Below are 23,932 nucleotides of genomic sequence, written 5' to 3'. Positions count from 1 at the left end.
GCTAGTGCTATTGGGAAAATAGACAAGCTTAAATGTCACAAACCTAGTTTCCTCTGTACTAGTATAAAAGGAAAGATAGTATGAATATATCAGATCTGAAATATGTGGCTGAGATTGCCAGAACGGGATCCATGACCCAAGCTGCAGCAAATTTATTTATGAATCAGCCCAATTTGAGTAAAGCGGTTATCAGCTTAGAAAAGGAGCTGGGGATTACCATTTTTAGACGATCTTCCAAGGGTGTTTCACTCACAAAAGAGGGAAATGATTTTCTGCTTTCCACAAAGGAGATTCTTGAAAAATTTGAAATGGTTGAAGCAAGGTACAAAGCTGAGGAGATGATCCATTACTTCGGAATTTCCGTGCCGCGGGCCAGCTATATTTCCACTGCCTTTTCCCGGTTTTCAAGCGAGATTGCCAGTGCAAAAAAACTTCAGATCAATTTTTATGAAACCAATTCTATGAAGACTATTCAGAATATCTCATCTCGCAAACACAGCTTGGGTATCATTCGGTATGCGGTGGAATACGAGCGGTATTATAATAAACTTCTGGCAGACTTGGATTTATATGGTGATATGCTGCTCGAATTTGACTATCTGGCGCTGATGTCCGAAAACGGCCCTTTGGCGCAACAGAAAGAATTAAAACCTGAGAATTTTGTTGATCTTATTGAAATTGTCCATGGTGATTATACGATTCCATTGCTGTCTACAAGCGAAATTCAAAAACCGATGCATAACGTGAGCAATGGAAAAAGTATTGAGCTTTATGATCGGGGCAGCCAGTTTGATGTGCTCTCTGATGTCTGGAATACGTATATGTGGGTATCACCTATCCCAAAAGAGATGCTAAAGCGATACCATTTAGTGCAGAAGCATGTTTTCGTGAAAGATAACCTTTATCGAGATGTTATTATTCGTCCAAAGGCATACCAAATGACGGATACGGACCGTAAATTTCTGAGTCATCTTTATCGGGTAAGGGACATGATCTCCGTATGAAACCGTAAAGAAAAACAGCCTGTTATTCCATAAAGGCATACTGTATCGTAGCAGTATGCCTTTTTTAGCTTTCATCTTATGGCAATAGATCGGTACAATGAAATAGAAAGGGGGTGCACATTATGGATTTTTTTGATAATGATGTACAGCAATTGAAACATGACGTGCTCCGTGAAATTGCCAAACTTGCTTTTGATAATGAACTGACTGCTGAGAATATTCTCGATCTGGCATCGGTAATAATACCAGAGGGTGCAGAGCGGATGCGGTGCTGCATCTACAAAGAACGGGCGATCGTTGGAGAGCGAGTGAAACTGGCTCTTGGCGGAGATGCACAAAAAACCAATATGGTGGAGGTTTTAAAAATCGCATGCGATGAATGTCCTGTTGAAGGAATTCACATCACCCAGTCATGCCGTGGATGCATAGCACACAAATGTGCGAACTCCTGCCCCAAGGATGCGATTACCTTTGTGAACAGAAAAGCCGAAATTGTGAAAAGCAAATGCATCGAGTGCGGCCGTTGTGTCTCTCATTGTTCTTACGGCGCAATTGTCAAACAAACACGTCCTTGCGTCAATGCCTGTAAGGTAAATGCCCTTTCCATCGATAAAGACACTAAGAAAGCAGTCATCAAGGATGATAAGTGCATTTCCTGTGGTGCCTGCGTCTATCATTGCCCCTTTGGAGCAATTATGGATAAGTCCTACATTACCCAGGCAATCCGCATGATCCGTGAATCAGATCACAATAAAATATACAAGATCTATGCAGTTGTAGCACCATCTTTGGTCAGCCAATATGCTAATGTTCCGGAAATCACTACGGGAAAAGCGGTCACTGCCATTAAACAGATCGGATTTCATTCCGTTATTGAAGCGGCTCTCGGAGCAGATATGGTTGCATCTATGGAAGCCGAGGAACTTGCAGAAAAGGGATTTCTGACATCCTCTTGCTGTCCTGCTTTCGTCAGCTATATAGAAAAAAATTATCCGGCTCTCAATCATCATGTTTCTCACAACCTGTCTCCCATGGCGCAAATCTCCAAAGTAATTAAGCAGATGGATCCCACTGGGAAGGTTATTTTTATTGGTCCCTGCATTGCTAAAAAAGCAGAACGGCAGAATGAAGCCGTGAAAGACTACGTGGACTGTGTTCTTACTTTTGAGGAGATGCAGGCCATGTTCAGCGCTAAGGACATAGAACTTGAGGCACTTCCAGAGACTCCTCTTGACAATGCTTCTTACTTCGGGCGTATTTTCGCACACTCCGGGGGTCTTGCAACCGCTGTTGAACATGCACTGAAGGAACATGGAATTACGCAGGAGCAGTTTGATTATAAACCGATCTCCTGCAATGGAATATCGGAATGCAAGTCAGCATTGCTGAAAGCAAATAAGGGCGTGCTTTCTGAGAATTTTATCGAAGGAATGATTTGCGAAGGGGGTTGCATCGGTGGACCTGCTTGCCTCTCTCATAGCTCAAAGGATAAAAAGCTGGTGGGTGATTATGGCCACCTGGCGATTGAAAAGACCATTGCGGATGCCATTTCCATATTTGATGAAAATGCACTTTAGTACCAACCGAAAGAAACGAACGCAAAACTAGAATGAACTACAGAAAGGCAAGTTATCACAAATGATTATATATGTTTGTATCGGCAGCTCGTGCCACCAAAGATCTTCCTATCACGTAATGAAAGAGCTAAAATCTTTGATTGGTCAAAATGGGCTGGAGGGGAAGGTAAGTCTTCATCCAGCCTTTTGCCTCGGCGGCTGCGGGGACGGAGTAACTATAAAAATAAATGAAGAAATCATATCAGGTGTTGGTATGGGCAATGTTGCAGATCTGTTTAAGGCGAGGGTGCTGAAAACCTGCTTATAATAAGGGGGCAAATATGAACATTCTCCAATTTGAAAAGGTAAATTGTAAAAACTGTTATAAATGTGTCAGATATTGCCCGGTGAAGGCAATTGAGGTAAAGAATCATTATGCGCAGATCCTGACGGAGGAGTGTATCCTCTGCGGGATTTGCACCATTGTATGTCCGCAGAAAACAAAAGGAGCAATCAGCGAAACGGAAACGGTAAGGGAAGCAATACGAAATGGAAGACAGGTGATTGCCAGTGTGGCACCGTCGTTTGCTGCTTATTTTTCTGTATCCTTTCAAGCACTTCGAACCTCCTTGCTAAAATTAAAATTTACTGATGCCTATGAAACGGCGGAAGGTGCGTATCTCGTCAAATCTGAGTATGAGAGAATGATTGAGGAGCAGCCGGAAAGGGTTATGATATCCTCCTGCTGCTCTTCTGTGAATCTATTGATCCGGAAATACTATCGCAGCTGCATTCCCAATCTTGCTCCGGTGCTGACTCCCATGCAAATCCATTCCAGAATCCTTAAGGAACGCTTTCCCGATGCGTTGATTGTATTCATCTCTCCCTGCATCTCTAAAAAAGCAGAGCGGTATCAACATGGTTCATTCGTTGACTACACTATAACCTTTGAGGAACTGGCAGTACTTTTTGAAGAAGCGGGAATTCAGACGGAGCAAGAGGATCTTAAAATAGAAAAACAATATCTTTCCAGGAATTTTCCGACTCACGGTGGGATCTTATCTACTATGAGTCGAAGGGATCGTCATAGTTACCTATCGGTCAGCGGATTCCAAGCGTGTGTGGAAGCGATAAGAGATGTCGAACGTGGAGCACTGTCCAGTTGTTTCATTGAAATGAGCCTCTGTGAAGGGAGCTGCATCGGAGGCCCTTCTTTCAGGGAAAAGGGGTTTTCTCTGCTCTGTTCGAAAATGAGAATGGACCAGAATGTTTTGCCTCCTGGCTATGACGAAGATTATAATATTAGCAGCGATACTTTGATGGAGCAGGTGTTCACCAGTTCGGAGAAAGGTTGCAGATCCGAACCTTCTGAAGCTCAGATCAAAGGAATACTGCACAAGATGGGCAAGCGCAGTAAAGAGGATGAATTAAACTGCAGCATGTGCGGCTATGAATCCTGCCGAGATAAAGCGGTGGCAGTGATATACGGTAAAGCGGAGATCAACATGTGCCTGCCTTTTATGAAGGAGCGTGCCGAATCTTTCTCCAATCAGATCATGAACATCACTCCGAATGCGATTTTGGCAGTGGATATGGATTTGAAGGTTCAGCATATTAACAGCGCTGCTTGTAATATTTTCAGACTAGCGCAAGAGGATATTAATGGCCAGCCGGTATCTCGCATTCTCGATGAGTTTGATTTTGTGTATCTTCTAACAAGCGATAAGGATCATTATGAGAAAAATACATACCTCGCAGAATACAATGCTTATTTGAATCAGATCTTTGTCTTTGATAAAGCAAGCAGTATGGTAGTTTGTATCATGAAAGACATCACAGCGGAACGTCAGAAGAAAAATTTTATCATGAAAAAGAAAATACAGGCAGCAGCTATGGCAGATGATATTGTAGATAAACAGCTTCGCATTGTGCATGAAATCGCGTCCATTCTGGGAGAAACAGCGGCAGAAACCCAGATTGCTATTCATGATCTGAAAGGAACTATTTTAATGGATGATGATGAAGAATCGTTGTGAGTGAATCCGAAGGAAGGAGAAAAGCATGTTTGAACGACAGATGCATTTTATAGAAACGGGCTGCGTTTGTATTAATAAAACCGGTGAGCCTATCTGCGGGGATTTCTTTCGGCTGTTTGAAAATAAGGATAAAAAGGTATTTGTTCTCTCGGACGGGTTAGGAAGTGGCGTGAAAGCGAATATTCTTTCCACTTTAACCGCTACGATTCTGGGTACGATGCTCTCTCACGATATTCCATTGGATGAATGTGTCGGAACCGTGGCTGCTTCCCTTCCCATCTGCAGGACAAGAAAGCTGGCTTATTCTACTTTTACGGTACTGCAGTTAGAGCGGAATGTTGCTCATTTGGTACAGTACGATAACCCCAGTGCCATAGTGATGAGAAATGGTAAGCGGCTTGTATATGAGACTCAGGTGCGCTTTGTGGGTGAAAAGGAAATCCACGAAAGCAGTGTTCCGCTTCAAGAGAACGACATCCTTGTCCTGATGACGGACGGCGTAACCAATGCAGGAATTGGAAAACTTGCAGAAAATGGCTGGGGCACCAATGATCTTGCTGAATTTCTGGAAAGGCTTGAAGCCAATGAACTGTCTGCTCCAAGGATCGCGGCAAGAATCGCAGATGGATGCAAGGTACTGAGCGAAAATTCTTTGGATGACGATACTTCAGTGCTTGTGGTAAAAATCAGGAGCCGCCAGGTTGTCAATATGATGGTTGGACCACCGGAAAACAAAAACGAGGATGATAGTATCATGAATTTGTTCTTTTCCAAGAATGGAATTAGAGTAGTGTGCGGCGGAAGTACCGCGCATGCCGTGAGCAAATACATGAATAAACCGCTGCGTATGCTTTCGGACAGCAGCGGCGGAAACGTTCCGTATATGTCGCAGATGGACGGAGTTGATTATGTGACAGAGGGAATTCTCACGCTGAAAAAGGTATTGGAACTCTGCACAGCATATCTCGAGGATCCTATGATTTTGCTCGATCTTTGCCGCGAGACAGATGCCGCTTCCCAGTTAGCGGTTCTTTTGATTGAGCGGGCGACCGATATCAATATTTATTTTGGCATGGCGGCAAATGTATCTCATGAAGGAACAGAAATTGACTTTGATACAAAACTAGCGTTGATCAAACAGCTAGAAGCGTGCTTGAATCGTTTGCAGAAGCAAATCAAAATCAGTTTCTGCTAAATTATTGATGGTTGTTGATGGTATTTGATGGTTGTTGATTACTGCTGCTGATGCGATAATGATGATGATGGTTGTTTTTGTTGTTGATCTCTGATGTAGTTGATCACGCCTTGGGCAAAATAATCACTGCTGCTTTCTGCCAGATCCATCAGCGTGCTGAAAATATCCAAGTTTCTCGCATACTCCCCTGTCAGAAAAGTTGTTGACTCATCAAGGGTTCCCCTGAGGTTATTAAACAGCCTGGCTTCCCACTCTTTCTCGTCCCAATAAGGGGAAAGCTGGGAGACAGAAGCTGCTCGTTCGGAGGCATTCTGATATAAAAGCTGTGTAATACGGCCAATATCCTCTGTATTGCCAGCAAGCTGGGCTGTAATGAATTCATCAAGAAGATCAATAAACTCATTCAGTTCAATATCAAGGGCATCTATTGCCGGATGATTCCCAAAAAAAAGCCTTAGATTCCTCACATAAGCTGCAGGAACCTCCCGAAGCCTATCCTTAACTTCATCGGCATTCCCGATACCAGCATAGCGGCTGAGCATATAGTTGCGTACCCATGTGATCAGTTCAAACCAGAACATCCTTATTTCATAAATTCCATTCACCTGCTCCAAGGTGAAGCACTCCCGGATAACCTGAGGAGAATCTGCCCCTATGTAATTCTGACCTGAGGTAATATAATCATATATTCCTTTGGCAAATACGTCACCCATGATATTTGTAAGATTTGTATGAAGATCTAATAACGCTATATCTTCCTGATAAATACCAGATGCGAATGCGTTGCCTTCTTCTATTGTGTATTGGAGATAGGTTTCCAGCATAATACGCCACTGTTCTTCATTCCAATATGGATTGATATCTGCAAGAAAGGCTGCATTTTCCTGGATCGCATTATAAAAGCGTTCTAGGTTTCTCTGGATTGCTTCCGTATCCCCTGCAATATGCGCTGATATTGAGTCTCTGAGGATAATCGTATATTGTAATAGATACCCTGCATTTCTTCTGGAAATTTCACGTCCGAAAATAATCTGAATCATATCACTAAAATTTTGTACCTCATGATACAGACGACAAAACAACTCTTCTTCTGTCCCAATTCCGGCGTATCGACTGATCTGGTAGGCTCTCGTCCAGGTTACCAGTCTCCTCCACGCAATTCTGACGTTAAAGATCAAATTCATCTGGCTATATGTAATACACTCGGGATCAAAACTGTTGTTCATATAGTCACTGCTCCTCATGTCATAATAATCAATATATTATTAAAAAAAAGATATGATACTAAAGGATTGATTTAATTCAGAATGATGGAGCGAAACTCTCATTTTTAAATCAGTTTATAGAGACACGAGTGTCGTTTGCTTTGGTGAAACGATAAAGACATAAGCGTCGCTTTTGATTTGAGCGCAAATAGATTTGTAATATGCAGGCTTGTCCTTTATAATAATTGAGATAGATTCAACAATATTGTTATTCGAGATGATAACTCAAGCCAATAAATTGGCCAAGTTGCCAATGGAACGATAAAAGGGGATGTGGAGATGAACATAAAAATATTATACAGAAATGCGATGCAAATATTAATTTTATTAATATTTCTCTATCTGATCAGCATAAAATCATTGGCCGTCTATGCCGTGCTTTATTCAATAGAAGCCATGTTCTTACTTTTCTATACACTGACTTCAAAACTAAGAAGAAGCGTAAAATGGATGCTGATACTCCTCTATTTATTGTTATTGTCGGCACAGCAGGTATTTCTGGTGATGTTTAGTTTTGCTGGAGAGCTGACGGGAATGGTATTCGTTTTAAAGAAATTCGCCGCCATACTGGTTATCTTTGCTCCGGTAATCGTTGCATATCTCACATACCTCTATTCACTCAACCTGCAGTTCTTTGCTCTAGGGAAGGATGCGGCTGTAATCAGCTTTGAATTGCTAAAAGAGGCGCACAGCCGGGCGGAAAGCATGAAAGAAAATCTCCAGAAGAACGCCGATTCATTGAGACCGGAAAATTTAAGTGAGATAGCGAAAGATCTTCCGAGACATAGTTATAGCAGATATCTAAATCGAAACACACTCACGGAAGAATATTTTGAAGACTGCAGAAAAAGTATGGATGATGAGAACCTGTATGTCGTACTCTCCAGCACTGGAAGCCCTGCCAGCGAAATCATTTCGGTATTTACACAGAAAACATTTAATCACGTCTCTTTGAGCTTTGATCAGGAACTAAAAACGATCATCAGCTACAACGGTGGAGAAAATGTGTCGCCTCCAGGCTTGAATAAAGAGTACCTCGCATCCTTTCGAAAGAAGCAAGATGCATCCGTACTGGTTTATCGGATCCGGGCAACCCAACTACAGAAAATGATCGTTCTGGATAAGATCATGGAAATCAACAGCAAGGGCAGTGCTTATAATCTTGTGGGGCTTGTAACGAAATTTTCAATACGGCCCAATATCATGTTCTGCTCACAGTTTGTATACCTTATGCTGAAAATAGCCGGTTTGTCATACTTCACAGATGCCGCAGCGAAGGTAAAACCCTCTGATTTTGTTGAGCGTGATTACTACAGAAAACTTGAATTCTGTTATGAAATCAAGTTTAATGAATTGGAATTATAAATGAGCCTCATTCTATGATTCAGGCCTAAAGATGATAGAATTTTATCGCTGCCGCAGGCTGTGGTTTCGCACTTAGTAACATAGATGTTGCATAGAATATGTTATTATTATCATAATATAATAAAGAACTCGGCACGATAGGAATTGTCATTACGCGTAAAGATTATCTATTATAAATAAGCGATCTTATATATGAAAGCTCTGAAAGCAGGAAGAGTAAACGTTGGAATATCAGCGGTTTCGTCAAGAAAAATACAAAAGCGACATTTGGGTCTTTTTGGTTTTTTCTACAATGACTACTTTTCAATTCTATTCTGTACACATTCAAGGCTGATGTAATTAGGGTATGAAATCTTAAATTAATTCAATCATTTCTTTTGAATAACGATTTACAGCATAAAAGTTGTATGGTACAATTGGGACAAAATGTAGTAAGGAAGAGAATATGGGCGAACACAAATATAAAGAACTCTCAAACAAGCTGCGGACAGACATTCAAACGGGAGTCTATACGGAAGGGCAACGGCTTCCTAGTGAAAATGAACTGGTTGATCAAACCGGTTACAGTCGGCAAACAATACGTCAAGCAATGAGCCTGCTTGAAAAGGAAGGACTCACCAGCCGCATACGAGGTAGCGGCACCTATGTACGCAGCGCAGTACCAAAAAGAGCTGCAACACATAATATCGCAGTGGTAACAACCTATATCGGTGAATATATCTTTCCTGCTATTTTGCATGGTATTGATGAAGTCCTATCGGAAAACGGCTATACTCCCATGTTATCTGCAACCAGGAACAGGGTGGATAATGAACGAAGGATTCTTACAGAGTTTCTCCAAAAACCCATTGATGGAATCATAGTGGAAGGTACGAAGACGGCACTTCCAAACCCCAACATAGATCTTTATGCCCGCTTTAAAGAGCTTGGAATTCCCGTTGTATTTATCAACGGCTTTTACCCTGACTTGAAAAAGCCCATCTATGTGGTAGCAGATGATCGGGCAGGGGGACGAAAAGTGTGTGAGGAATTGCTGAGAAAAGGTCATCGAAATATTGCTGGTTTTTTCAAAAGTGATGACATTCAAGGACACAGGCGTTATGCGGGATACGCTGATGCCTTGCGTTCGGTGGATTTGCCAGTCAGTGATGACCATGTACTCTGGTTTACCACTGAAAACTGTGATGAACTGTTATCCAGTCTCACTATGAGCACCCTGGAAAATTGCACGGCGGCTGTTTGCTATAATGATGAAGTCGCGATGAAGGTGCTGAATGTTCTCCAATCAAATGAGATTTCTACCCCTGAGCAGATTGAGCTTACAAGTTTTGATAACAGCACTTTGGCACAGCTATCCGCAGTGAAGTTCCTCTCTCTGGCGAATCCTAAGGAGCAGCTGGGAAGGCTGGCTGCGCAAAAACTTCTTAACATTCTGCAATATAAAGAAGAAACTCCTTCGGTACTACCGTGGAAGATAGAGTGAATCAACATAAATAATAAGGCATAATCAAGGGAACTGAGCTCATTCGAGTTCGGTTCTTTTTCTTGTTATTTTCCTTGTTATTTTCCTGGCGTTGATCCTTCATAATCGGAGGTTGATAAGTTGTATGCACAAATTAATGCAAATTAAGCTCAACTTTTCTGTAATAAACATAAAAACACAGCTAGATTGACAAAGAATCGTAAAATAACATCGATAATTCCTAAAAAAACGTCATTTTGTGGGAAGGTAAAAAAAATATACCGGGTTAATCCTATAAAAAAACCAAAAATGTATATAAGTTGTATTGATAAAATTACGGCCATATGTTATACTCGTTTTGCATCCGGGGAGTTGTCTACCCCTGGAATAAGCGTAGCATTGACACAGAAAGAGAATCCTTCGGATTTTATCGGAGATTAGCCTCAGAAAGCAGAGGCTCCCGATGAAATAAATATTTCATTCCCCTAATGCATCTGGCCATCGCATGCGATGTCTGGTGCCAATCTATTTTAGAATGGAGAGAGTGTTATGAAACGAAAAATTCTAAGTATGATCCTGTGTTTACTTCTGGTAGCGGGTATGGTGACAGGATGCGGCGGCTCGGGAACTGATTCCGGCGGTTCGAACAATGGTGGAGACAAGATTAAAATTGGGGTTTCCATCTGGAGTTCCACGGATACGCTGGGAAGTCAGTGCAAGCAGATTATAGATGCTGCTGCTGCTGCCTTGGATGTAGAAGTCATGTATGTGGATCAGGGGCATGTCTCAGAGCAGGTAACGGCTTCTGTTGAAACCCTTGCAGCAGCAGGTTGTGATGGTATTGTCATCTGTAATTCCTCCTCTGCTGAAATGACCTCTGTCATCAACACATGTACAGAAAATCAGGTCTATGTATCTCAATTCTTCCGTGTTATCGACGAAAAGACCAATCCGGATGAATATGCGCTGGCAAAAAAATCCGAGTACTACGTTGGTGCAGTTCATGAAGATGAAATCGCTAACGGTATGAATCTGGTCAAGATTCTTTGTGAAAAGGGTTCCCGCAAAATCGCGCTTGAAGGCTGGCAGGCAGGTGACGCTACATTCCTTCTGAGGTGGGAAGGATATAAAAAGGGAGTTGAGGAATGGAATAAGGCCAACCCCAGTGATCAAGTTGTTCTTCTTGAACCCCAATATGGAGGGACCACCTCTGACACAGGAAGGTCAACAGCTGAATCCATTTTGTCTGCGAATCCAGACGCCGATGCTCTAATTGTAGCTGGAGGCGGAGGAGATACACTAATTGGAGCTTTGGCAGGAGTGGAAGGACTAGGTTTGAAGGGTAAAATCAATGTCGTATCAACAGATTTCCTCCCGGATCTGGATGCTCAGCTTGCGAGCGGCGGAATGGCAGCAGAATCAGGCGGCCACTACTGTGATCCACTTTTTGCTTTTATGATGACATATAATGCAATCACCGAAAAATACCCTACATCAACGGACAGCTTCTATGAGATTCTGTTCCCGTATCTTTATGTATCCTCCTCTGAGGATTATTCCAACTACGCGAAGTACTTTGTGGATGAACTCCCCTATAATGCCGATGAACTCAAAGCAATGGGTGAAATGAGCTTTGACGATCTGGCAAAGACAGCAGGAGCACTGTCCATTGCAGATGTACAGAAAAGACACGCACAATAAAATTAGTATGAGATTTTGGGGCCGCAGTTCTTTGCGGCTCCGAATTTTAATCTCAAGTTCAGATCTAATATGGATAAGGAATGGTGCACATGAATACGGGAATGCGATTAATGGAAATGAAAAATAATAAATTCTTTGGCCGTTTCTACGGCATACTGCTGCTTTTGCTCCTGGCATTTTTCTTTTGGGGCATCTTTAAAATACTATCACCGGATAATTTTGGAACGCCGGAAAAGATGTATTACTATCTTCAATCCAGTATTATCTATTCAGTGGGAGCCTGTGGTTTTTACTTCATAGTTGTTATGGGACTATTCGATTTCAGTATCGGGGCGAATGTAGTCCTATCGGCTATTGTAGGTGTAACCATGGCGAAGCAGTTCGGCTATGTGGGTTTATTGGTGGGAGCAATGAGCTGCGGACTGCTCATCGGATTTTGCAATGGTATTTTGTATGCAAAGCTAAGAATTCCATCTATGATCGTAACTGTGGGATTGATGCTGGTCTTTGAAAGCCTTGCTTATTTTGCCTCGGGTGGGCAGAAGCAATCATTGGATTCCTCGCTGCAGTTCTTTGGAAAAGCGCCAGGTAATATGATATTGGCACTGATTGCCTTTCTTTTAACCTTCTTCATACTAAAATATACAAAGGTTGGTACCTACTGTTACGCAATCGGGAGCGACGAATATGTTGCAAAGAATATGGGAATCAATGTTAACCGATATAAAATTCTAGGGTTTGTTCTGCTTCACTTCTTCGTCGGCATCATGGCTATTTTATCTGTGAGCTTTGGAACTTCAATGACTGCAACTACGGGGATGGCGTCCATGAGCCGTAATTTTACACCACTAATGGGTACGTTTTTTGGTTTAGCGTTTCGAAAATATGGAACACCAGTGCCGGCGATGATCATCGGCGAGTTTATTATATCAATTATATTCAATGGATTTATAGCGTTGGGGGCTCCGACCACCATCCAAAATGTTGTGACAGGAGCGGCACTTCTCACCATAGTTGCTCTTACCACCAGGCCTGCAAAAGGCGTAGTAGTGAAGTAGGAGGGATTTAAAATGGGTGAAATTTTATTACAAGCCGAAAGTATATGCAAATCCTTCGGAATCACGAAAGCGGTTGATGATGTATCTCTAGCATTTGAAAAAGGCGAAATTCACGGGCTGATTGGAGAAAACGGATCCGGTAAATCGACCTTCGTATCCATGCTATGCGGGATCCATTCCATTGACAGCGGACGGTTTCTTCTTGATGGGGAAGAACTGCATGTAAAAAATCAAGTTGACGCAAATAATAAAGGGGTCTCGATTATCGTACAGGAGATGGGAACCCTCTCTGGTTTGACTGTCTCAGAAAATATTTTCCTTGGAAGAGAAAGCCGTTTCGTCCGATTCGGTGTTAAAAATACAGCTGCAATGAACCGCGAAGCGTCAAGACTGCTGGAGAAATATGGATTTGGTAAAATCAACAGTACAGCTATGATTGATCATTATTATTTTGAAGACAGAAAACTGATCGAAATAGTGAAAGCAACCTACTTCAATCCTAAAATCGTGGTGGTAGATGAAACCACCACAGCGCTTAGCCAGATTGGAAGAGAAGAGCTCTACAAACATATGAAGCGGATTAAGTCTGAAGGTAATACAGTTATCTTTATTTCTCATGACTTATCAGAGGTGATCGACTTTTCGGATCGTATTTCTGTTTTGCGGGACGGAAGGTATATCGACACCGTGAGAAGCAGTGAGGTGAGTGAAGATGATTTGAAACGACTGATGGTTGGACGCGAAATCGCAGGGAAATATTACCGAACCGATTACGGCAGTTCGATTAGCAATGATCCGGTGCTTTCCGTTAAGAAGATATTTGTTCCGGGGCAGATTCGTGATATCAGTTTTGATCTCCATAAAGGTGAAATTCTAGGATTTGGCGGTTTAAGCGAATGTGGGATGCATGAAGTCGGAAAGGCGATTTTCGGTGCTTCTTATGATCGAAAGGGAGTTGTGTCACTTAGCGATGGAACCAGAATCGAATCGATTCCCGGTGCAATTCGCCATAGTATTGCTTACGCTTCAAAGGACCGTGACAATGAATCCATTATAGTATATGACACCATTCGGGATAATATTGTCCTTCCATCAATGCATGAGCTTGCAGACCGGAAAATCATCAGGAAAAGAAAGCTGGATGCTTTTGCTGCGACTTATGCCCGTATGATCAGTGTCAAGATGACCGGAATCGATCAATTTGTATCCAATCTGTCCGGAGGTAATAAACAGAAGGTTGTTCTTGCCCGCTGGATTGGAAAGGATTCGGATATCATTGTCCTTGACAGCCCAACCCGAGGTATCGATGTCAAGGTAAAAGCTGATATTTACGCTCTGATGAGTCAACTAAAAGAAAAGGGGAAATCAATCATTATGATTTCAGAGGAAATACAGGAGCTTTTAGGAATGTGCGACCGGATCATTATCATGAAAAACGGTAGTATCAATGGAGAATTTCACAGGAACGAGCGACTGAATGAGGAAGACCTTATTCGGAAGATGGTTTAGAGGGTGAGAAGATGACAGAGAAAACAAAAGAATTGACATACAAAGATATTTTGATCGGCAAACTAAGGAGAATAAAGGGGGCTATAGGAAGTTCACAGCTTCACGACTTTTTTCCGCTTATTGGATTGCTGATCATCATAGCAGTCTTCGCTGTGATGACAGATATGAGAATTGTTGAAGCAAAAAGTATTAATCTGATCCTGAGCCAAGTTTATGTACTGATGATAGCATCTACAGGGGTATTCCTTGTGATGACAATTGGGGGGCTTGATTTTTCTCAAGGCTCAATTCTTGGGATAGCTTCCATCGTAATCAGCTATTTGTCCTTTTATAGTATTCCGCTGGCTTTGGCTGCAGGGATTATGGCAGGAGCTGCCATTGGAGCGTTTAACGGTCTCTTTCATGTTAAATGTAAGATTCCATCCTTCATTGTTACAATATGCACCATGTATCTTTTTAGGGGGCTTTGCGCTTACATCACAACCGATGCACCCGTAGCTGCCGTAACCAGCATTACAGGATTAAACCTTACTTGGCTAAAGATTACATTGACGGCTGCAGCGTTGCTGCTTGTCTATGCAATATTCAGCTTTACAAAAGTCGGCATTTGTTTGAAAGCCATCGGCGCAGGTGAAACGGCAGCGCGATTTTCAGGAATTCGAACAAATTTGACCAAATTTTTTATTTTTGTTGCAGCCGGTGGATTAACAGGTTTTGCAGCATTCCTGAATGTTGTAAAAGTAGGTTCGATCACTGCTACGGCGGGAAACCAGCTGGAGACACAGATCCTGATTGCTCTGGTGCTTGGTGGCCTTCCAATCTCAGGAGGTGCAAAGGCTAGATTTTCAAATATTGTGATTGGTACGCTGATTTACTGTATCTTGAACAATGGACTGGTTATGCTAGGCCTTGACACTGCAGTGCAGCAATTAATCAAAGGAGCAATTTTCTTATTTGTTGTAGCCTTGACCATTGACAAAAAATCACTTCACATCATCAAATAGCTGATTCCTTACAAATTACAATAGGTTGTACATTTTTCTTCTCCTCAAATGAAACAACACCCTTCCAAAGCCGGGAAGGGTGTTGTTTCATTGGGGAAGTGAGTTCATTAGCCAATCCTATAACTTTTTATAAGGTAGGCTCTCTGTGATAAAAATCTCTAACCCATTGCTCCACTGAGCTGATGAAGTCCAACGTGGCAGCAGAAGCAGTTTCTTTGGAGCGAATGGCGATGGCAAGTTCGCGGTAGGCCTGAACCTCAAGCTCTTTATGAACCAGGGGAAAGGTTGGTCCTCGGAGGCTCAGCTCCGGAAAGATGCTGAAGCCGAAGCCTTTGCTTACCAGAGCCATGACAGCATGATCATTTTCAGCAGTCATGAAAACATCCGGCTTGATTCCATGGCGGGAAAACACTTCATTCATTTCGGAGTAGACACCCTCTTTCAGCTCGATATATGGGTATTCGGAAAGAGAGGAGATCGGATAAAAGGGTTCCTTGGCCAGCGGATGATTTACCGGAAGGATCACCAGAAATGGATCACTTTTCAAATGGATCACTTCCAGGTTGCTTTTACATGGCAGAATGAGAAAGCCGCAGTCTACATCGCCTCTGCGAATCAGCCGCTCCAGTTCATCAATATCATCTGACCAGCGCAAATCGAACTCTACCTTTGGATGATCCTTCAAAAAAGTTTGGATCATTCCCGGAAGCCAGTGAATGGAGACGCTTGTAAAGGCTGCAACACGAATGGTGCCGGATTCAAGGCTTTTCAGTTCATTGAGTTTCACCTGCAATCTGCGCTCGCTGTTACAGACGTCACGAATCCAGGGGAGAAGCTGCTCTCCGTCCGAAGTTAGCCGCGCGCCTCCGTAATCTCGGATGAATAGGGGGACATCTAACTCATTCTCAAGTGTATTCAAGATATAGCTAATCCCAGCTTGGGTATACCCGAGGGCTTCAGCAGCCTTTTTAAAGCTCCCCAGCTCAGCGGTTTTAATAAAGGCTTCATACTTTTGATTGTTCATAAAAATCACCATATAAGTATTTCTTTAAATCGATAAAGGAAAATCTCGTTTTACTTATAACCTGTATTGTATTATAGTATAGGAAGCGCTGGAATGCAAGCAGAGAGTGGAGTAAGAGCACTGCATTGGAATGCTTGCTTGCGGGGGAAGGCTGGTTAATAAATGAAAAGAAAAAGTACAGTGTTTTACGGTTCACTCCTTTTACTGGAGTGTTTTATTTGGGGTGTAGGCAATCCCATTATGAAAATAGGTTTGGAGGTTGTTCCTCCGTTGTTTTGTCTGGCAGTACGATATTTACTTGCTTTCTTATTGCTTCTGCCCTTTTTCGCTAAGAGACTGAAAGCGAATATGACCAGAAAGCAGATCATTCCCTATTTAATCATCTCAGCCTGTACCGCTGCAGCCTTTATAACGAGCGCGTTTTCATTGATCTATACGACTGCAACCAACGCAGGGTTTTTGATGTCCACTGCAGTACTCTTTACTCCGTTTCTATCATATTTTGTATTGAAATCGAAACTGGATAAAAAACATGCATTGCCTATTGCAATTGTTATCGTAGGATTATATCTGCTTTGCAGCGGTGACGGAAGATTCACTTTCGGTTTAGGTGAGTTCTTTGGGATCTTGTGTGCAATCGCTGGTGCTTGTATGTTGGTCTTTAGTTCCAAGTATCTTCAGGATAATGATCCTTTTACGGTCACGGTTATGCAAACCGGATTCACCGGGCTTTTTTGTGTGATCTTTGCATTGATTTTTGAAGACATTCCAAGTCTGGGAAGCATCCCGATGATCGGATGGGGTGTCATCATATATTTGGCGGTGGGCTGTACCTGCATTGCGTATCTTTTGCAAAATATAGCCTTAAGAAAGGTCCCGGCAACCTATGTCGCTATGTCTTTCTGTTCAGAACCGATTTTCACTGCCGCAGCATCTTACTTTCTCTTGAGAGAGGTACTGTCGATGAAAGGTGTTATTGGGGCAGGACTTATTATGACGAGTATCATTATGGCATCATTGATGCCTGAAGATATTCCAGAAAAACAGATTCATCAGTTAAGCGATAAAGTGAATGAACCTGCTGTACCCATCAGGTCATCTCTTTAGATACATTTGTTTACAGGAAAAAGGGGATTTAAAATAGGATTTTATGATTCTATTTTAAATCCCCTTTTTCCTTCAGCGGGTACGATTTCCTCTTTCAGGGTTACCGATCCAAGCTCAGATCAAATGACTCCCCAACGGGTTTGAAATCATTGCTCAACCGGCCGCTCTTTTCCGGAAATGCCACCGCATAAGGCTGCAGCGATAGTACCTCAGCTGAATCTAAAAGAGGCTCGGATAGCTTGAAGGCACCTCTCTCTTGATTTCTGTAGCTCAGATAGAAGATAACTTTGTTGCCCATCTGATCGGTACCTTCCAGATTCATGTCATAAGAGCGTCCTTCCTCTTTGGATGGTTCCACTGATTGGAAATAGATCTTGCTTCCGATACTATTGCTTGTGAATTCCGTAAGCTGGATCAATTCTCCATTGGGTAGTCTATAGGAGACCTGCAGCGGAATATGAATGGTGTCGGCTGCCAACGCTGTACCGCTTGCTTTGAAACGAAAATCCCAGTTCCCATTGATTTCTTTCCCTTCAGGGCTGGTGAAATCATATTTGATTTCAAAATCAAGTGGATCAGCAGTATACTGCTCGTTCAGCTTATAACTGATCACTGATTCCAAAGTTTGTTCGTCAATCTTTCTGAGTGATCCCCCGGCGGATTCCGACGCTCTTTTGCCATTGATGTAAATGTTGGCGGATGCGTGCAGGCCATCATCCATTTTTTCACCCGATTGTACGGTGGAAGACACGAGGAGCTCATCATGGTCAAGAATTACTTCGTTCAGTGTAACTGTATAACCTTTACTGCTGCGGGAGGTACTCACAACAGTAACATAGTCGTCAAGCTCTTTTTCGATGCCGAGATAACTGGCGATCTGCCAGCTTGCACTCTTCGCAGCGGCTTGAATCTCATCCGCATAGGCGATTCCTCCGATCATAATTGCTGCAATGAATCCGCAGATTGCTGCTGAGGCTAGCTTGCCGGTTCCAGCTTTCAGAAAGCTGCTTCGACTTGCTTTACCGGTGCCGGACTGTTGGAGATGGCTACCGATTTCGTTGGTACCGGATTGGTGGAATCGACTTCTGATTTTGGCGGCTTCCGGCTGTGTACAACCATTGTCTAATCTGCCGGAAGCTTTAAGATCCTTCAATATGCGTTTCTGGTCTACCTCGGATAATTCTTCTCTTTCATAGGAATCGGGATCTGTTTTGATATCGTTCAACATGGAATATATCTGATTCATTCGATTCGTTCCTTTCTATTTTGTAAATACTCCCTTTGAATTTTTCTTCTTCCCCTTGAAATACGGTTGTAGAGTGCAGACGTGCGAATCCCCATATCGGCAGCGACCGTTTGAACCGTCTCTTCCTGAAAAAAGAGTCGGATAAAAAGAGTTTGATCGGATGGATTTAAGCAAGAAAGAAGTGCTGTTGTCTCCTCCGATAGTTCTCGCTCCAGGAATGGGGCATCCGTTTGAACACCGGTAAATGCTTCCGTTGTCTCCAGTGACTCCTCGCAGGAGTAGCGGAGATGCCTTCTCATGGAGTCCAGTGCTTTGAAACGGGATACCCCGGCAAGCCAGTTTTTAAAGGTGCTTCGCTTGCTGTCATAGCTTTCGATGTGTTCCCATACAGCAAGGAGAACATCGTTGACGCATTCCTTTTGAAGCTCAGGCAAATTGTGCAGGTGTTTTCTGGTGACGGTCTGGATGATCCAGCCGTATTCCAATAATACGTAATCAAGGGCTTTTTCATTTTTTCTATTTAATTGCTCAATAAAATTCTTTTCTGTTATTTTCATTACACGCTCCTGTGCAGGATCCTGATTTTGTAATTGGCCTCTTACACAAATTATTTCGCAACGCAGCAGTTGATTTCTATCAAAATACTTAAGAAAGCATTAATTTATTTTTAATTATAGCAGGATCGCCTATTTTGATCGAGAAAACATGCTATGCTGAATAGGAAAAAAATTTTGAACCGATTGCCAATCCCGGTGCTCTTATATACAGGTGCACCAAACAAGGAGGGGGATTTCATGAATGAATCCGAACTGATTATAGGGATCCAGAACGGCGACGCGGACTCTTTCAGCAGAATCTTCGATCGTTATAAAGCCAGAGCGGTGAAAACTGCGTACCTGATTACCGGAAATCAGGCGACGGCAGAGGATGTGGCACAGGAAGCATTTGTTAAATGCTATTTGGAAATCCGGGGGCTAAAAGACCCGGAACGTTTCAAAACATGGTTTTACAGACTCTTGGTCCGCACCGCATGGCGACATTCCAAATTGGAGAATAGAAACATTCCCGTTTCTGATCTGCCGGAGAAAGGGGATTGGAACCGGGAAATCAGTAGTGAGCAGATGTATCTGCAGCAGGAAATGTCTGAACTGCTTTACCGCCAGATCCAGCGTCTGGATGAAAAGAAACGGACAGCAGTGATGCTTTATTATTACGGTGAGTTGAGCACGAAAGAGATTGCGGAAGTCATGGGGTGTCTGGAAGGCACTGTAAAATCCAGACTGTATTTTGCCCGCAAGATATTAAAAAATAATCTGGAGCGCTTAAACGTGAAAGGGGAGGAGTATTATGGGAAAGCCGGCTACGAATCCGGTCATTGATCGAAGGATTGCTGAAGTACTACAGGACAAGGCGCGGGAAGCGGTTGTCCCGGAATTCCTGCTGGACAGGATACATGCTGAAATTAATGAGAAAGAAAAGGGGTATTGTGAAATGAATAAAGGATTTTTTAAAGGTATGGGAATAAAAGGGATGAAGCCGGTGGTAGTGGCCTCCTTGATCGTCATCTTAACTGCTGCAACCAGCTTTGCAGCGACACAGATCAGCAGCTTGGTAAGTACTTCAAAAGATGTTTTTGATGAGTTTCCTACGGCAAAGCAGGTAGAAAAGGCAGTGAACTACGTTCCAAACTATGTGGACTCCTTCTCAAACGGATTTTACTTTAAAGATGCCTCGGTATCCAGCACCAAGGCATTGGACGGAGACAAAAATACGGTAAATGCATATGAGGGAATCAATTTCAACTATACGAAGGATGGTGCTTCCAAGGAACAGTATATCAGTCTGAGTGCAGACCCGAAAACGGAAGGCATCAACGACACTGAACTTGGAATGAATGAAGAAACGGTTTCCTTGGGAGATATGGATCTGATCTATTCTAAAGTAACCTTTAAGGTTACTCCCGAAGGCTATATTCCCACAGCAGAAGAACAGAAACTCGTAGATCAGGAAAAAATGTGGCTCAGCGAGGGTTCTGAGAAAGTTGAAGTGACAGAGGTTCAGTATCTGAGATGGATGCAGGACGGGATTTCCTACAACCTCATGGATAACGGCTTTGCTGTCGACAAGGACGATTTTATTAACATGGCAAAGGAAATTATTGCAGACTAATTTTAGAAGTGCAGAGGCAGTGGCTATCTGATATGGAAAGGTGCCAAGGCCTTGGACTCCTGAATATCGACAAATGAAAAGCTGGGTGCTTCAAAGAAAAGCGCCGTCGGCAGACGGTTATCGCTTATCTTTGGGCACCCTGCTGCATTACTGGGCTTAGATTCTACATATAATGAATTCGATCTTTATATTTCTCAAATAGGAGCTTATTAAATTCAGAGCCGCCGTCGACGTTAGCACTGCGGAAAATGGGAGGCTCCACACCAAACTCCAGCAGATATTCTACGGTTCTGATCAGAAGCATATTAACGATGGCGCAGCCGATGACGCTTGAAGTAGGTGCGATTTTCTGATTCATCCCTTCTAAAAGCATGCTGGAATCTTCGAAATCACCACAGTTGTCAATGACAATATCGCAAAGGTCGCAGAGCTTTTTTCCGCTCTTGTGACGTGAAGTGACGCCTTTGGTGTAGGTCATATTCGTGATGCCGATGGTGAAGATTCCGCGCTTTCGTGCTGCATCAGCCATCTCGATTGCTGCGGTGTTCCGACCTGACACGGAATGGAGGATCAGAACATCGCCTGCCTGAATCGGAGTATTGCTTAGAATGATAGAGGGATAGCCCTCTAATTGTTCCATGTCGCTGGATTGGGTTACCGGGCGGGTATTCAGCATAAACTCTGCAGGGAGTATGGCGTTCATTACAGCCAAGCCACCTGTACGGTAGAACATCTCCTGTGCAATGATCCCAGCGTGGGACGCACCAAATACAAAAATGGAACAGCCATTTTTTATGGCAGTTGCCATGGAAAAGCCGCTTTGATCAATGGACTCCCATTGTGTTTCTAAAGCACGGTTTAAGATATTCAGTAGGTGTGCAGCATAGTCAAAACACTTGCTTTTGTTTTCTTGTTCCATCATCGCCATTCTTCCTCCTATTATAGATTAATTGTCTTCTATTCCTTTTTAGATCAAAATTCCTATGTCCATATCTTAATTCTCGTGGATCGCTAGCATTCGTTGATGCACAGCACTTGTCTTTCATCCAACGATACGTCTGTATAAAAGAGCTTCATCTCTATAAGTATCCAGTTCCTCAAGCATTCCTTCCAGACTGATAAAATTCATTAGCTTCAGGATAATATTTGCATCTTCAGGATTGGTTGTGGAACCAAAGCAGAGAATATAATGCACCGGATCATTGATCTTATGACCGAAACAAACCGGAGTACTCAGCCGTACCAATGAGATTTCAAACCGATTGACCCCGTCCCCCGGGCCGGCATGCGCAAGGGCGACGCCGGGACAGAAAACGAAATAAGCTCCGTTGGCAATAACCGATGCTTCAATGGCGCTGAGATACTGTTCGATAATACTGCCCCCAGCAAGAAGCGGGGAAGCTGCCAGCTTGATCCCTTCTTGCCAATCGCTGCATTCCGCATCCAAAATAATGTTTTGCAACGGGAAAACCTCTTTCAACTTACGGATGCGTCCTTCCGATTCTATATGATTGACTTCCTGGAGCTTTCTTTGATACAGCCGCTTCCTCCGTTTTTCTTTTTTTATTTCCAATAGAATTCGCTGCAGCCCGATGATGTCACTATCATCGAGCATTGGAGAGACTTTGATGGAGCGATGGGTCATATCCGGAAGAACAATGGTGGAAATAATCAGATCGAAATCACGATCTTTGGCGGTATCGGATAGCTTATGGGAGGCAGTGGAAGCCAGTATTCTCAGGTTGAAGTTGGCTTTCAGCTGTTCAACCAGAAAATTTGCTGTCCCAATGCCGCTATGACATACCACGATGACTCGCGGAATGGTATCCTCTTCGAAATAGCGTTCCACGCTGACTGCAAGATAAAGTAGAATATACGCAATTTCATCATCGCTGAAGCGATAGCCAAAATGTTCCTCCAGTGTGCAGCAGTTTTTCTGCACAAGAGAATAATATGCGCTGTATTCAGATAGGATCTGATCGCGAAATTCATTATACAGGACCACCCCGTTCTTGTAAGCTTTTTTCATATCCTTAAGGTGGTTGCTCAGCTGGCTGATCAGCTGTACATCTTCGGCAAGAGGAATCGATAGCGCTCTTCCTATTTGATCCAAAAAATTGATCAGGACCAGGTGGGTCTGCATGCAGGAATTATCCTCGATACTTTTTAGATTATAAAAATGACATTCATACAATTTACGGGTAAGCCAGACCTTTTCGTTATAGGGAAATATAATCCCGACAGCTGCAGATACACGGGCTTCGATAAACTCTACAACTTTAAAAGAACTTAGCCTGCGGACCGATTCTTCTTCCGCTTCATCCGGAGCAATCAGAAATCCTCCTTTGATCCGGGCTACAGCCAACTTAAGTGTAAACAGGATTTCCTCGAAACGAGCATCAGATATGATTGCTGAAAAGTGATCTTCAGCATTTTGCAAGATTTCGGATAAATTTTGATAAACAGGGTCTTTGAAGCAAACTTCATTCATGAAAAAAGCATAGATATTGATTTTCCCTCCAAGCTGTAGAAACGACTCCGCTGAATGAAAGACAATTCTTGTAATCAATTCCCGCCTGTCTTTTTCTGTTGCTATCAGGCGGTAACCTTGGCTTGTTGACGAGTGAACAGCAATCTTGTAACGGCTGAGAAGATGGCGAACCTGTTCCATATCCTTCATGAGCGTTACTCTGCTTGCGTTGAATTCCTTCTCTAATGAAGAGAGGGTACAGGCTTTGTCAGTTAGTAGAAGCTTCAAAGCAATAATACAAATCCGTTCTTCGGAGGAGAGCTTGTAAAGGTAAAAATCCCTGTCGATAAGGCGGGATGCAATCAGGCTGCCATCGCTATTGCTCCCCAGAAAAGAAATGCCCTTGCTTGTTACCTGAACGAGATGAGCCAGTTCCTGTTCTCGAAGAAAGGCAGTTACGTCCTGCATGTAATTTCTAGCGGAGCGGGTGCTCACCGAAAGCTGGCGTGACAGATCGTCATACTTGAAGCTCTGACCAGGAGAACCGATCAATATGGTCAATAATTCGCAGGTTTTCTTATTCACCAAGTTATCATGCCCTCCTTCGGCACTGGGCGACACAGTATTTTACCAATGCAGTATCGTTGGCAATCCCAACTCTCTTTGTCGATCCTGGAGCGTTGGCAATCCCAACGATCTTGGTCAATCCTGCATCGTTGCCAACTTATGCTACTACCATTTTAACTATTCCCATTCTATGG

At 43.0% G+C, this 23,932-nt stretch carries 20 protein-coding genes; 14 read left to right on the top strand and 6 right to left on the bottom strand.

Translation table 11 applies throughout. From position 1 onward, the window contains the following. The first annotated feature begins 80 nt into the window (after positions 1-80). The 5 genes from FRZ06_09245 (at position 81) to FRZ06_09225 (ending at position 5,791) form a co-directional block, all read left to right on the top strand. Positions 81-1,004 carry a LysR family transcriptional regulator gene (locus tag FRZ06_09245; GenBank protein ID QOX63524.1) on the top strand — a complete coding sequence of 308 codons (924 nt, stop codon included), beginning with the start codon at positions 81-83 and terminating at the stop codon, positions 1,002-1,004. 122 nt (positions 1,005-1,126) lie between these two features. Further along, positions 1,127-2,581 (top strand): 4Fe-4S dicluster domain-containing protein, encoded by a 1,455-nt coding sequence (locus FRZ06_09240; protein ID QOX63523.1) that lies wholly within the window; start codon positions 1,127-1,129, stop codon positions 2,579-2,581. 61 nt (positions 2,582-2,642) lie between these two features. Beyond that, positions 2,643-2,888: a (2Fe-2S) ferredoxin domain-containing protein gene (locus tag FRZ06_09235; protein ID QOX63522.1), complete on the top strand. Its 246-nt coding sequence runs from the start codon at positions 2,643-2,645 to the stop codon at positions 2,886-2,888. A 13-nt stretch (positions 2,889-2,901) separates the two neighbouring features. Then, entirely contained in the window at positions 2,902-4,596 is a 1,695-nt protein-coding gene (locus tag FRZ06_09230; GenBank protein QOX63521.1) for a PAS domain-containing protein, read from the top strand. 25 nt (positions 4,597-4,621) lie between these two features. After that, entirely contained in the window at positions 4,622-5,791 is a 1,170-nt protein-coding gene (locus tag FRZ06_09225; protein ID QOX63520.1) for a SpoIIE family protein phosphatase, read from the top strand. Between the two features lie 38 nt (positions 5,792-5,829). On the opposite strand, the gene FRZ06_09220 is transcribed toward FRZ06_09225, so the two are convergent. Next, the gene (locus tag FRZ06_09220) at positions 5,830-7,017 is read right to left on the bottom strand and encodes a hypothetical protein (protein QOX63519.1); all 1,188 of its coding nucleotides are present in this window, start codon (positions 7,015-7,017) and stop codon (positions 5,830-5,832) included. A 318-nt stretch (positions 7,018-7,335) separates the two neighbouring features. On the opposite strand from FRZ06_09220, the gene FRZ06_09215 reads away from it, so the two are divergent. The 6 genes from FRZ06_09215 (at position 7,336) to FRZ06_09190 (ending at position 15,155) form a co-directional block, all read left to right on the top strand. Further along, the gene (locus FRZ06_09215; protein ID QOX63518.1) at positions 7,336-8,421 is read left to right on the top strand and encodes a hypothetical protein; all 1,086 of its coding nucleotides are present in this window, start codon (positions 7,336-7,338) and stop codon (positions 8,419-8,421) included. A 445-nt stretch (positions 8,422-8,866) separates the two neighbouring features. Further along, positions 8,867-9,904, top strand: coding sequence for a GntR family transcriptional regulator (locus FRZ06_09210; GenBank protein QOX63517.1), 1,038 nt, complete (start codon positions 8,867-8,869; stop codon positions 9,902-9,904). Between the two features lie 528 nt (positions 9,905-10,432). Next, on the top strand, positions 10,433-11,584 hold the full coding sequence (locus FRZ06_09205) for a sugar ABC transporter substrate-binding protein (GenBank protein ID QOX63516.1): 1,152 nt from the start codon (positions 10,433-10,435) through the stop codon (positions 11,582-11,584). Positions 11,585-11,673: 89 nt separating this feature from the next. Then, entirely contained in the window at positions 11,674-12,642 is a 969-nt protein-coding gene (locus FRZ06_09200; GenBank protein ID QOX63515.1) for an ABC transporter permease, read from the top strand. A 12-nt stretch (positions 12,643-12,654) separates the two neighbouring features. After that, the gene (locus tag FRZ06_09195; GenBank protein ID QOX63514.1) at positions 12,655-14,151 is read left to right on the top strand and encodes a sugar ABC transporter ATP-binding protein; all 1,497 of its coding nucleotides are present in this window, start codon (positions 12,655-12,657) and stop codon (positions 14,149-14,151) included. Between the two features lie 11 nt (positions 14,152-14,162). Then, positions 14,163-15,155 (top strand): ABC transporter permease, encoded by a 993-nt coding sequence (locus FRZ06_09190; GenBank protein ID QOX63513.1) that lies wholly within the window; start codon positions 14,163-14,165, stop codon positions 15,153-15,155. 127 nt (positions 15,156-15,282) lie between these two features. Here FRZ06_09190 and FRZ06_09185 read toward each other — a convergent pair whose 3' ends face one another. Then, positions 15,283-16,179, bottom strand: coding sequence for a LysR family transcriptional regulator (locus tag FRZ06_09185; GenBank protein QOX63512.1), 897 nt, complete (start codon positions 16,177-16,179; stop codon positions 15,283-15,285). Positions 16,180-16,341: 162 nt separating this feature from the next. Between FRZ06_09185 and FRZ06_09180 the strand changes: the two genes are divergently transcribed. Beyond that, the gene (locus FRZ06_09180) at positions 16,342-17,286 is read left to right on the top strand and encodes a DMT family transporter (protein QOX63511.1); all 945 of its coding nucleotides are present in this window, start codon (positions 16,342-16,344) and stop codon (positions 17,284-17,286) included. Positions 17,287-17,386: 100 nt separating this feature from the next. Here the strand turns inward: FRZ06_09180 and FRZ06_09175 are convergent, their stop codons facing one another. Further along, entirely contained in the window at positions 17,387-18,532 is a 1,146-nt protein-coding gene (locus FRZ06_09175; GenBank protein QOX63510.1) for a DUF4179 domain-containing protein, read from the bottom strand. After that, positions 18,529-19,089, bottom strand: a complete 561-nt coding sequence (locus FRZ06_09170) for a sigma-70 family RNA polymerase sigma factor (protein ID QOX63509.1) — start codon at positions 19,087-19,089, stop codon at positions 18,529-18,531. The genes FRZ06_09175 and FRZ06_09170 overlap by 4 nt, the downstream gene beginning before the upstream one ends. A gap of 237 nt (positions 19,090-19,326) precedes the next feature. On the opposite strand from FRZ06_09170, the gene FRZ06_09165 reads away from it, so the two are divergent. After that, positions 19,327-19,911, top strand: a complete 585-nt coding sequence (locus FRZ06_09165) for an RNA polymerase sigma factor (protein QOX63508.1) — start codon at positions 19,327-19,329, stop codon at positions 19,909-19,911. After that, entirely contained in the window at positions 19,880-20,701 is an 822-nt protein-coding gene (locus FRZ06_09160; GenBank protein ID QOX63507.1) for a hypothetical protein, read from the top strand. The genes FRZ06_09165 and FRZ06_09160 overlap by 32 nt, the downstream gene beginning before the upstream one ends. Positions 20,702-20,864: 163 nt before the next feature. Here FRZ06_09160 and FRZ06_09155 read toward each other — a convergent pair whose 3' ends face one another. Beyond that, positions 20,865-21,623, bottom strand: coding sequence for an SIS domain-containing protein (locus FRZ06_09155; GenBank protein QOX63506.1), 759 nt, complete (start codon positions 21,621-21,623; stop codon positions 20,865-20,867). A gap of 120 nt (positions 21,624-21,743) precedes the next feature. Further along, entirely contained in the window at positions 21,744-23,759 is a 2,016-nt protein-coding gene (locus tag FRZ06_09150; GenBank protein QOX63505.1) for a PRD domain-containing protein, read from the bottom strand. Positions 23,760-23,932: the final 173 nt, after the last annotated feature.

The sequence above is a fragment of the Clostridiales bacterium genome (genome assembly GCA_015243575.1).
Classification (GTDB): Bacteria; Bacillota; Clostridia; order Peptostreptococcales; family Anaerovoracaceae; genus Anoxybacterium; species Anoxybacterium hadale.
This window is presented reverse-complemented; position numbering and strand designations above follow the sequence as displayed.